Origin of the sequence: Herbaspirillum sp. GW103, assembly GCF_000261365.1 — a bacterium.
GTDB lineage: Bacteria > Pseudomonadota > Gammaproteobacteria > Burkholderiales > Burkholderiaceae_D > Herbaspirillum.
On the sequence record NZ_AJVC01000001.1, the window covers coordinates 346,223 to 357,191 of the forward strand.

Here is a 10,969-nt window from a genome sequence, read left to right on the forward strand (position 1 = left end):
CTGCCGGATCCCTGCTCCACCACAAGGGATCCGGCAGGGCATCCCACGACCCACGCCCGCGCAAGCGGGATCCACAACGGCAAACCGGCAAGGAGTGCAGTAATGAAGATGAAGACCCTGGCAGTCACCTGTGCAATCGCCGCGACCCTGCTCGCCACGGGCGCGCAGGCGCAGACCAAGACCATTTACGTCGGCATGAACGGCGGCACGATGGAAAAGAACTACACCGCCTCGATCTTCCCTGACTTCGAGAAGGCCAACAACGTCAAGGTGGTGGTGGTGCCCGGCACCTCTTCGGACATCATCGCCAAGATGCAGGCCCAGCGCGACAAGCCGCAGATGCACGTGGCCTTCCTCGATGACGGCATCATGTACCGCGCCATCAACATGAACCTGTGCGAGAAGGTCAAGGACGCCGCCGTGCTCAAGGACGTCTATCCCTTCGCGCGTCTGGCCAATGACCAGGCCGTGGCCATCGAGATGGGCGTGCTCGGCATCGGCTACAACAAGAAGCTGTTCGCCGAGAAGGGCTGGCCGGCACCGACCTCGTGGATGGATTTTGCCGATCCCAAGTACAAGCAGAAGGTGGTCTTCCAGTCCATCTCCGCCAGCACCTTCGGTCTGTATGGCTTCATGATGTTCAACCGTCTGGTGGGCGGCACCGACAAGAACGTCGATCCCGGCTTCAAGAAATGGGGCAGCACCATCGGCCCCAACGTGATCGAATACCTCTCCAGCTCGGCCAAGATTTCCGAGATGGTGCAGACCAATGAAGCGGCCATCTTCCCGCTGACCGTGACCGGTATCGCCAATCTGAAGGACAAGGGCATCCCGGCCGAATTCGCCACCCCCAAGGAAGGCGGCGTGCTGCTCATGACCGGCGCCTGCCCGATCAAGGGCAACAGCGAGCCTGAACTGGCCCAGAAGCTGCTGGAATACCTGCTGACCCCGGCGGTACAGGCCAAGAGCATGGCACTGGCCAACTCCATTCCGGTCAACCGCAACGTGCCGTTGTCGGAGGCCGCGCAAGCCAAGCTGGGCAAGAGCGAAGTGCTGACCAGGAACCTCAACACCGTGGACTGGGACACCGTCAACGAAAAGCGCTCCGAGTGGAACAACCGCTGGAACCGCATGATCGAGCAATAAGCTTTTGTCGATCATGACCGCAGCCTATCGTTTCAATCCGGCCTTCCAGTCGCCCCAGGGCTCGCCCATCCGGGAGCTGTTCAAGTACACGCAGCAAGCCGGCATGATCTCCTTTGCCGGCGGTTATCCGGCGCCGTCGCTGTTCGATACGCAAGGGCTGGCAAAGAGCGCCGCCACCCTGCTCGACAGCGCGGCTGCGGCCTGTCTGCAATATGGCGCCACCGAGGGCACGACGCAGCTGGCGCAGGTGCTCAGGGAGCTCACGCGCAAGCGCATCGGCGGTGCCGATCCGGGTGATCTGATCGTGACCACCGGTTCGCAGCAGGGCTTTGAGCTGTTGTTGCGCATCCTGCTGGAACCGGGCGATGGCGTGGTCATCGAGCGGCCCTGCTATCCGGCGGCGATCCAGGCCCTGCGCCTGGCCGGTGCCGAGCTGATGGAAATCCCCGGTGATGGCCAAGGCATGGATACCGGTGCGCTGGAAACCATGCTGCTGGCGGGCGCCCGGCCCAAGCTGCTGTACCTGGTGCCGAGCTTTGCCAATCCGACCGGTGCCACCTTGCCGCTGGCACGGCGGCGCCACTTGCTGGCGCTGGCGGTGCGTTACCAGTTCATCGTGATCGAGGATGATCCCTACGGCCAGCTGCGCTTCTCCGGGCAGGCCGAACCGCCCCTGCTGCAGGTCGCGCATGAGATCGAAGGCGCGCGCGACTGGCTGGTCTACTTGTCCAGCCTGTCCAAGACCGTGGCACCGGGTTTGCGTATCGGGTGGATGTGTGGCCCCGGCGAGATCCTGCGTCGGGCCGTCATCGCCAAGCAGACCGGTGACCTGTGTACTGCCCCGTGGATGCAGATGGTCGCGGCGCGCTATCTGCAGGACGGTCATCTGGAGGAGCACCTGCCTCACATCATCGCCACCTATCGCGAACGTTGCGCGATCATGTTGTCGTCCCTGCGCGAAGCCTTCGGTGATGGTCTCTCGCTGATCGCGCCGGAAGGTGGCATGTTCATCTGGGCCAGCTGGCAGGATGGCACGGACGCCAGCGCGCTGTTGCAGGTCGCGGTGCGCCACAACGTGATGTACGTGCCCGGCAGCGCCTTCTACGCGACCCGGGCCGAGGCGGGCCACTGGCGGCTGTCTTTCGCCAACGCCCAACCCGCGGAGATCATCGAAGGCGTGGCCCGTCTGAAGCAGGCACGCAAGGAATGGATGCACATGCAGGCATGAATTTTCTGCATGCCTGGAAAGCGCCCCGTTGTGCAGCTTGTGCAACGGGGCGTTCTCTTTTCTGCCGTCATCCCATCGGCACAAGCTGTGCAGTCAGCCCATGGTCAGCGATAAAGAGTATGATGATTTATTTTTTAATCATATGAAGGTCGGCGCTCTTTCCTGAGCGAGCCGCCCCATTGCCAGGCCGCCATGCTTCGATCCTTGCGCACCGTGCTCAATGACGCCGCCCCCGAACTGCGGAACAAGCTCATTGGCATCTATGCCTTCCTGATTTTCTTCAACGTTGCCGTCTGGATTGCGGCGTATCTGGCGTTCCGGCAGACGCCCCTGCTGCTTGGGACGGCGTTTCTGGCCTATGGTTTCGGGCTGCGGCACGCTGTGGATGCCGATCACATCGCCGCCATCGACAACGTGACCCGCAAGCTGATGCAGGATGGCAAGAAGCCGGTGGCCGTCGGCCTGATGTTTTCGCTGGGCCACTCGACGGTGGTCATTCTCGCCTGCCTGCTGCTGGCACTGAGTGCGATGGCCCTTAAGACGCATATGGAAGCCTTCCATGAAATCGGCGGCATCATCGGGACGCTGGTCTCTGCCTTCTTCCTGCTGCTCATCGCGATGCTGAACCTGATCGTGCTCAGGTCCGTCTGGCGCAAATTCCGCGACCTGCGTAGTGGCAAACCTTACGTTGAGGAAGACGTTGATCTGCTGTTGGGCAATCGTGGCTTCATGGCGCGCATTTTCCGGCCCATGTTCAAGCTCATCACGCGCAGCTGGCACATGTATCCGCTGGGCTTCCTGTTCGGGCTGGGCTTCGATACCGCCACCGAAATTTCCCTGCTCGGCATCTCGGCGACCCAGACGGCCAATGGATTGCCGATCTGGACCATCCTGCTGTTCCCGCTGCTCTTTACGGCTGCCATGTCGCTGATCGACACCACCGACGGCATCCTGATGCTGGGCGCGTATGGCTGGGCCTTCGTCAAGCCTGTGCGCAAGCTCTACTACAACATGACCATCACCTTTGTCTCGGTGCTGGTGGCGGTACTGGTGGGCAGTATCGAAGTGCTGGGGCTGATGGCGGACAAGCTTGAATTGTCGGGTGCTTTCTGGGACTTCATCGGTCGGCTCAGCGACAGCTTCGGCGTGATCGGCTATCTCATCATCGGGCTCTTCGTGGCCGCGTGGCTGCTATCGCTGCTGATCTACAAGTGGCGGCGCTATGACGAACTGGATCTGCCGCCCGCATCGGATATCCGCTGAGCGCCTCCCTGAGCGCGCGTCAAGACTTCGGATGAAAATGAACGTGGCCATGCCCGTGGGTGGCACGCACGTATTTTTCCCTCTTCATCTCGACCGGCACGATGTGGACGTTCCCATGCCGCACGCCGGTTTGTGAAATGATCGCGTCGGCGCAGGCGCGTACTTCGTCCACACGTCCCTTGAGGATCGTCGTCTCCAGACAATTGTCGTGATCCAGGTGGACGTGCTGGGAAGCGATGGCGACGTCGTGATGCTCATGCTGCAGCTGGGTCAGCCGGTTGGCCAGCATGCGCTCATGGTGGTCGTAGATGTAGCTGACGGTGGCCACGCACCAGCGCGACTTGCCCTCCTCCAGTTCAGTCTGTCCCAGTTCCTTGCGCACCAGGTCACGGAAGGCTTCGGAGCGGTTCGAATAGCCCTTGCTGTCCACGAACCTGTCGAACTCTGCCGCCAGGTCGTCATCGACCGAAATTGTCCAGCGCTGCATTGCCATTCCCCTAGAGTGATAGGCGGGATCATAACAATGCGGCGCCGCTGTGGTCAAAATGCGCGGGCATGCGTCATGGCCGCGCAACATGCCTGGAGCGTGGCGCTCAGTCCTGGAAGGCTTTCATGCGCGTGCTCAGATGCTGCAACAGCCGGTTTGCAGCGGTGGAGAGCTGCCGCCCGGTGCGCGTGATGAGGTGGGCTTCCGAGCGGGCCAGCAAGGCATTGCGTACCGGGATCGCATAGAGCTCGCGGGCCGCCAGTTCGGTGGTCACCGCAAAGAGCGGCAAGAGCGTGAAGCCCAGTTCGGACTTCACGAAATGCTTGAGGATGGCAATCGAGTTGGTGGTGATGGTGGGTGTGAGCCGGGTCTTCTCGATCAGCGTGGCCGCTTCCACCAGCTGCCGCGTGCCATAAGCCAGGTGCGTGAGCGCCATCGGGTAGCCTGCCAGTTCGCGCAGCGTCACCGACTCCGCTTTCCCCAGCAACGGAAACTGCCGACCCACGATGGCATACATGGGCTGGCGCGCCACCGCGCGGCTGACGATCTTGGCCTCGACCGGCGGATTGAAGACCAGCCCGATCTCGGCCTCGTCGGCGGCCACCGCACTGACCACTTCGTTGGTGCCGGCCAGGTCCAGCACCAGCGCAATCTCGGGGTATTTCTTGCAGAACTGCTTGATGGGCCCGCTTACCATGTCCGAGATGAATCCCTCCCCCATGATGATGTTGATCGATCCGCGCTTCAGGCCGCGAATCTCCTGCAGCTTGGCCAGCACGTCGGACTGGTGCGAGCGCTGCTCCCGGTAATACTCCAGCAGCAGGGCGCCGGCTTCGGTCGGACTGACGCCGCGCTTGTGGCGCTCGATCAGCGACACCGCCAGTTCCTGTTCCAACAGGCTGATCTGTCGGCTCACCGCCGAGGGCGCGATGTCGAGGGCATCGGCCGCCGCTCGTACGCTGCCGGTGCGTACCGCTTCGTGCAGATAGGCAATGCGATGGTCATTGAGCGTATCGCCCATGCGAGTCTCCGTGTTCTCAAAATTAGAACAATAAACATGATCTGTGCGGATTGATTGTAGTGATCAAAGCCGCCAAACTCAACGCCCATCAGATGCAAGTTCGTGCATCACGCTGCGAACAACTTGCATCTTGTGCGGTATGTCAGTGATTTTGCTGCGATGCGCAAAATCGGTGCGAGCCTCGCATCATGCTGGCGCAAGCCCGCCTCCATTTGGTGAGCATGAGTTGATCGTTTGAGAACGCAAAGGACGAGGATGAAGAAGATCGGAGTGATTGGCCTGGGCAACATGGGCCGTGGCATGGCGTTTTCCCTGCAGCGCGGGGGCTATGAGGTGCTGGGCTATGACGCCCAGGAATCCACCCGCACGGCCCTGGCCCAGCAAGGGGTGCGCTGTGTGGACACGATTGCGGCGCTGGCATCGGCCGTGGAGATGGTGGTGCTGTCGCTGCCGACCTCGGACATCGTGGAGCAGGTGGTAGAGGGCGAGGGTGGACTGCTGCAGCATGGCGCGCCCGGACTGGTGATCGTCGACACCACCACGGCCGACCCCAACAGCACCCGTCGCCTGGCCGCACTGTTGCAGGCGGCCGGCATGGAGCTGGTGGATGCGCCGGTCAGCGGCGGACCCAAGGGCGCGGCCACGGCCACCATGGGCATGGTCATCGGCGGCAGCACCGAGACCGTCGCGCGCATCGAGCCGGTCCTGGCGGTGATGAGCGCCAAGCGCGTGCACGTCGGCCCGGTGGGCGCGGGCCACGTGGCCAAGCTGCTCAACAACCTGGTCACCGGCACCCATCTTCTCATCGCTGGCGAAGCGGCACGCATTGCGGCCGCTGCCGGGCTGGATGTGCGTCAGATCTTCCAGGGCCTGGCGTTGGGTTCGGCCAACAGCAAGGTGATCGAGGTGTTTTATCCGACCTGGATCTTCAATGAAGCCTTCGATTCGGGCTTCACCATGAAACTGATGCGCAAGGATCTGCGCCTGGCCATGAACCTGATCGAAGAGACCCGCAGCTCCACGCCCCTGTCCAGGGAAGCGGGACGGCTGTGGGCGCGCAGCGTGGAAGGCCTGGCCGATGAGGAAGATTTCAACCGCATCGTCAATTACATCGAACACTGATTTCCGGAGTCCTCCATGCAAAGCAATGACGCAGAAAACCTCATGCTGGCCTTTGGCCATTTCTTCCCCGGTGCCCGGGAGATCGGTTCCTGGATCAACGGCGAACTGGTCTCGGGGCAGGGCGAGAGTATCCAGCTCTACAACCCCGCCACCGGTCGTGCTTCGCTGAGCTACCGCGATGGCGGTGCCGCCGCAGTCGAGGCGGCGGCCGTGGCCGCCCAGCGCGCGCAGCGCCAGTGGTGGGCGCTGAGCCACGCTGCACGGGGCCGCGCCCTGTATGCCGTGGGCGCAGTCATCCGCGCCGAGGCTGAACCGCTGGCGCGACTGGAAGCGATCTCCTCGGGCAAGCCCATTCGCGATTGCCGCGCCGAGATGCAGAAGGTCGCCGAGATGTTCGAGTACTACGCAGGATGGGCCGACAAGTTCTACGGCGAAGTCATTCCCGTCCCCAGTTCGCACCTGAACTACACCCGCCGCGAACCCTATGGCACGGTACTGCAGATGACGCCCTGGAACGCGCCGGCCTTCACCTGCGGCTGGCAGCTCGGCCCCGCGCTGGCTACCGGCAATGCGGTGCTGCTCAAGCCTTCCGAACTGACTCCCTTCTCCTCGCTGGCCATCGCCCGCCTGGGCGAGCAGGCCGGTCTGCCGGCCGGCCTGGTCAACGTGCTGGCCGGACTGGGCCAGACCATGGTGCCGCAGGCCATGGCGACCTGGACGGTGAAGAAGGTGATCTTCGTCGGTTCGCCCGCTACCGGCGCGCTCATCGCCAAGGCCGCGGCCGAACGCGTGATGCCCTGTGTGCTGGAGCTGGGCGGCAAGTCGGCCAACATCATCTTCGAGGATGCCGACCTGCGCCTGGCGGCCTTCGGGGCCCAGGCGGCGATCTTCTCGGGGGCCGGGCAGAGTTGCGTGGCCGGGTCGCGCCTGCTGGTCCAGCGCAAGGTCTATGACCGCTTCGTCGAGACGGTGGCCGCTGGTGCCGAGAAGATCCGCCTGGGCGCACCGCTGGACGATAGCACCGAGGTCGGCCCGATCAACAACCGCAAGCAGTACGAGCACATCCAGCGCATGGTGGCGCGTGGACTGGAAGCGGGCGCGACGCTGGCAGCCGGCCACACGCGCTATGGCGAAGAGGGCTACTTCGTGCGTCCGACACTGCTGGCGCATGCCAGCAATGCCATGGAGGTGGCGCGTTCGGAGATCTTCGGTCCGGTGGCCGTGGCCATTCCCTTCGAGGATGAAGAGGAGGCCATCGCCATCGCCAACGACAGCGAATTCGGCCTGGCCGGTGCGGTCTGGACTCGCGACGTGGCGCGCGCCCATCGGGTGGCGGCCAGCGTCAACGCCGGCACCTTCTGGGTCAACAGCTACAAGACCATCAACGTGGCTTCGCCCTTTGGCGGCTTCAACCGCAGCGGCTACGGGCGTTCCAGCGGCATGGAAGCGCTCTACGACTATACGCAGACCAAGAGCGTCTGGGTCGAGACCTCGGCCAATCCGGCCACGCCTTTCGGCTATGCCGGCTGAGGCCCGGCACTTTACGTAGCACACACTGACCGATCCACCACCAACCGGCCGCCTTGCCTGCACAAGGTAGCCGTCGCCACGAGGGAGAAGCAAGATGCAAGCAAGCTATGCCAGTCATGTCGCGCCACCACAGGGAGAGCGTAGCCGCTTCCCCTTCCTGAAGCTCTACTTCCTGACCTCCATCGTGATGCTGCTGGCCGACTGGATCGGTTCGGTCACGTTCAACGTGGGTCCGGGCAAGGTGGTGCTCCTGCCCATGGTGTGGGCCATTCTCATGGGTGGCGTGCTGGGGCTGCTGCACAAGTCCATGCCGGCGCCGCTGCGGCTGGATACGTCCCTGCAATTCCGTGCGGCTTCGGTGCTGCAGCCGGCGCTGTTGCTGTTCATCGCCAAGCTGGGCCTGATGGTGGGCAGTTCTCTCCCCAAGCTGGCTGCTGCCGGCTGGGCGCTGGCTTTCCAGGAGCTGGGGCATTTCGTCGGCACCATCCTGATCGGCCTGCCGCTGGCGCTGCTGCTGGGCATCAAGCGCGAAGCCATCGGTGCCACCTTCTCGGTAGGGCGCGAACCCAGCCTGGCCATCATCGGCGAGCGCTACGGCATGGATTCTCCCGAAGGGCGCGGCGTGCTGGCCGAGTACCTGACCGGCACCCTGTTCGGAGCCGTGTTCATCGCCATCCTGGCAGGCTTCCTGGCCAGCCTCAACATCTTCCATCCGTATGCACTGGCCATGGGGGCGGGCGTGGGTTCGGGCAGCATGATGGCGGCGGCGGCCGGCGCCGTGGCGGCCCAGCAGACTGCCGACGTGGCCAAGGATGTGATGACCTTTGCGGCGGCCAGCAACCTCATCACCACCACGCTGGGTACCTACTTCACGCTCTTCATCTCGCTGCCGCTGGCGGTGTATGGCTATCGCGTGATGGAACCCATCCTCGGGCGCACCACGCGCGCTTCCACCGAGCAGAGCCAGGTCAGCGCCAGCGACCATGCCGAAGCGCCGGAGCTGAACCCGCTGCAGAAGTGGGGCGCCTGGGGGGTGGCGGCGGTACTGACCCTGGTGAGCGACTGGATTCTCTATGGCAGCAAGCCCATCGAGACCTTGCCCGGCATGCTGGTGATCCTGGCGGCGGTGGCGGTGGGTGACGCGCTGTGCCGACTGACGGGGCGCAAGGTACCGGCGGTGTGCTGGGTTTCCGTCGTGGCCATGGCCCTGACCTCGCCGATCTGTCCGTGGGCGCCGCAGCTGGTAGCTCTGACCGGCAAGATCAATTTCCTCTCGGTGACGCCAGTCATGCTGACCTTCGCCGGCCTGTCGCTGGCCAAGGATATCCCGGCCTTCCGCCGCCTTGGCTGGCGCATCGTGCTGGTGTCCTTCGCCGCCAATGCCGGCACCTTTATCGGTGCCACGCTGGTGGCCGAGATCTTCCATTGATAGCCAATAAAACCGCGCTTTGCTGGCCCAGATCAAAACATCGGCAATGAGCGCGACTGCGCGCTGACCCGGCTGACTATACTGGCGCAAGGATGGCCACACGGCAACAGGCTGTGCGGCCATCTTGCTTTCATAGTCTTCAGGATGATGCGATGTTCAATCAACTCAAAGCCACCTTCAAGTATTTCAACGACGCTGTTCCCTTCAAGCTGGTGCCGGCCCTGATTGCCACGGCGGTACTGATCCTGCTGCTGCTCACCCCCTGTCCGGGCGGCCTGGAGCCCAAGGCCTGGGCGCTGGTGGCGATCTTCCTCACCACCATCGTGGCCATCATCCTCAAGGTCATGCCCATCGGCGTGATGGCGATGATGGCCATCGTCATCGTCTCGCTCTCGCAGGTCACCTCGACTTCCTCCAAGGGAGCGATTGCCGATGCGCTGGCCAGTTTTTCCAATCCGCTGATCTGGCTTATCGTGGTGGCCATCCTGATTTCGCGTGGTTTGAAGAAGACCGGGCTGGGGCGGCGTGTCGGGCTGATGTTCATCGCGCTGCTGGGCAAGCGCACGGTGGGCATCGGCTATGGCCTGGCGATTTGCGAACTGGTGCTGGCGCCCTTCACGCCCAGCAATACGGCGCGTGGCGGCGGCATCGTCCATCCCATCATGAAGTCGATTGCCAACGCCTTTGATTCCGATCCGGCCAAGGGCACGCAGAACAAGGTCGGCACCTACCTGGCGCTGGTCAACTATCACGCCAACCCGATCACCTCGGCCATGTTCCTCACCGCCACCGCTCCCAATCCGCTGGTGGTCAACTACGTGGCCAAGGCCACCGGCCATGCGCTGCAACTCTCATGGACCACCTGGGCGCTGTGCATGCTGCTGCCCGGTCTGGTGTGTCTGCTGATCATGCCGATGGTGATCTACCTGCTCTCGCCGCCGGAATTGAAGTCCACGCCCAACGCGGTGGACTATGCCCGCAGCGAACTCGACAAGATGGGCAAGCTCGGGGCCAGCGAGAAGGTGATGCTGGGGACCTTTGCGTTGCTGCTGCTGCTGTGGGCCAACGTCCCGGCCATGCTGTTGGGGGCGGCCTTCACACTTGATCCCACGGTGGTGGCGTTCGTTGGATTGTTCGTGCTCATCATCACAGGCACGATTGACTGGGATGATGTGCTCTCCGAAAAGAGCGCGTGGGATACGCTGGTCTGGTTCGGTGCCCTGGTGATGCTGGCCGAGCAGTTGAACAAGACCGGTGTGGTGGCGTGGTTCTCGGGAGGCATGAAGGCCGCCATCGTCGCCAGCGGCATGGGCTGGATGGCCGTGGCCGGCGTGCTGCTGCTGGTGTTCGTGCTGTCGCATTACTTCTTTGCCAGTACCACGGCACACATCAGCGCGATGATGCTGGCCTTCCTCACGGTGGGCGCGCAATTGCTGCCGCCGCAGTATGTGGCGCCCTTCATGCTGATGATGACCGCAGGATCGGGCGTGATGATGACGCTGACCCATTACGCTACCGGCACTTCGCCCATCATCTTCGGTAGCGGCTACGTCTCCATGGGCAAGTGGTGGGGAGTGGGCTTCGTGATGGCGGTGGTGGAATTGCTGGTGTTTGCGTCGGTGGGAATGGTGTGGTGGAAGGTGTTGGGGTATTGGTGAGGTTGAGGCCGCAGCAATAACTAGAACCCATTTCATAAATAGGCGTGAGTGCGAGCGAGTCCCGTTTGGGATGAAGTGCAAGGCA

The 10,969-nt window shown here is 63.1% G+C and carries 9 protein-coding genes; 7 read left to right on the forward strand and 2 right to left on the reverse strand.

The genetic code is table 11. The annotated features are described in order from the left end of the window. Nucleotides 1–108: 108 nt before the first annotated feature. The 3 genes from GWL_RS01490 (at nucleotide 109) to GWL_RS01500 (ending at nucleotide 3,637) form a co-directional block, all read left to right on the forward strand. Nucleotides 109–1,146 carry an ABC transporter substrate-binding protein gene (locus GWL_RS01490; RefSeq protein WP_369770070.1) on the forward strand — a complete coding sequence of 346 codons (1,038 nt, stop codon included), beginning with the start codon at nucleotides 109–111 and terminating at the stop codon, nucleotides 1,144–1,146. Between the two features lie 13 nt (nucleotides 1,147–1,159). After that, a complete protein-coding gene (locus tag GWL_RS01495) occupies nucleotides 1,160–2,374 on the forward strand; it encodes a PLP-dependent aminotransferase family protein (protein WP_034349773.1) in 1,215 nt (404 codons plus the stop codon). 192 nt (nucleotides 2,375–2,566) lie between these two features. Further along, entirely contained in the window at nucleotides 2,567–3,637 is a 1,071-nt protein-coding gene (locus GWL_RS01500) for a HoxN/HupN/NixA family nickel/cobalt transporter (protein ID WP_008325866.1), read from the forward strand. 19 nt (nucleotides 3,638–3,656) lie between these two features. Here the strand turns inward: GWL_RS01500 and nikR are convergent, their stop codons facing one another. After that, nucleotides 3,657–4,124, reverse strand: coding sequence for a nickel-responsive transcriptional regulator NikR (gene nikR, locus GWL_RS01505; protein ID WP_008325869.1), 468 nt, complete (start codon nucleotides 4,122–4,124; stop codon nucleotides 3,657–3,659). Between the two features lie 106 nt (nucleotides 4,125–4,230). Beyond that, a complete protein-coding gene (locus GWL_RS01510) occupies nucleotides 4,231–5,145 on the reverse strand; it encodes a LysR family transcriptional regulator (RefSeq protein ID WP_008325871.1) in 915 nt (304 codons plus the stop codon). A 234-nt stretch (nucleotides 5,146–5,379) separates the two neighbouring features. On the opposite strand from GWL_RS01510, the gene GWL_RS01515 reads away from it, so the two are divergent. From GWL_RS01515 to GWL_RS01530, 4 genes are all read left to right on the forward strand, one after another. After that, nucleotides 5,380–6,267 carry an NAD(P)-dependent oxidoreductase gene (locus GWL_RS01515; RefSeq protein ID WP_304412048.1) on the forward strand — a complete coding sequence of 296 codons (888 nt, stop codon included), beginning with the start codon at nucleotides 5,380–5,382 and terminating at the stop codon, nucleotides 6,265–6,267. 15 nt (nucleotides 6,268–6,282) lie between these two features. Further along, nucleotides 6,283–7,797, forward strand: a complete 1,515-nt coding sequence (locus GWL_RS01520; protein WP_008325875.1) for an aldehyde dehydrogenase family protein — start codon at nucleotides 6,283–6,285, stop codon at nucleotides 7,795–7,797. A 94-nt stretch (nucleotides 7,798–7,891) separates the two neighbouring features. Further along, nucleotides 7,892–9,226 carry a DUF3100 domain-containing protein gene (locus GWL_RS01525; RefSeq protein ID WP_008325876.1) on the forward strand — a complete coding sequence of 445 codons (1,335 nt, stop codon included), beginning with the start codon at nucleotides 7,892–7,894 and terminating at the stop codon, nucleotides 9,224–9,226. Nucleotides 9,227–9,378: 152 nt separating this feature from the next. After that, nucleotides 9,379–10,884, forward strand: a complete 1,506-nt coding sequence (locus GWL_RS01530) for a DASS family sodium-coupled anion symporter (RefSeq protein WP_008325880.1) — start codon at nucleotides 9,379–9,381, stop codon at nucleotides 10,882–10,884. The last annotated feature ends 85 nt before the right edge of the window (nucleotides 10,885–10,969 follow it).

What these genes read in the sequence shown, in the direction of transcription:
- GWL_RS01490 (WP_369770070.1), top strand. Translation starts at nt 109, where the DNA reads ATGAAGACCCTGGCAGTCACCTGTGCAATCGCCGCGACCCTGCTCGCC.
- GWL_RS01495 (WP_034349773.1), top strand. Translation starts at nt 1,160, where the DNA reads ATGACCGCAGCCTATCGTTTCAATCCGGCCTTCCAGTCGCCCCAGGGC.
- GWL_RS01500 (WP_008325866.1), top strand. Translation starts at nt 2,567, where the DNA reads ATGCTTCGATCCTTGCGCACCGTGCTCAATGACGCCGCCCCCGAACTG.
- nikR (WP_008325869.1), bottom strand. Translation starts at nt 4,124, where the DNA reads ATGCAGCGCTGGACAATTTCGGTCGATGACGACCTGGCGGCAGAGTTC.
- GWL_RS01510 (WP_008325871.1), bottom strand. Translation starts at nt 5,145, where the DNA reads ATGGGCGATACGCTCAATGACCATCGCATTGCCTATCTGCACGAAGCG.
- GWL_RS01520 (WP_008325875.1), top strand. Translation starts at nt 6,283, where the DNA reads ATGCAAAGCAATGACGCAGAAAACCTCATGCTGGCCTTTGGCCATTTC.
- GWL_RS01525 (WP_008325876.1), top strand. Translation starts at nt 7,892, where the DNA reads ATGCAAGCAAGCTATGCCAGTCATGTCGCGCCACCACAGGGAGAGCGT.
- GWL_RS01530 (WP_008325880.1), top strand. Translation starts at nt 9,379, where the DNA reads ATGTTCAATCAACTCAAAGCCACCTTCAAGTATTTCAACGACGCTGTT.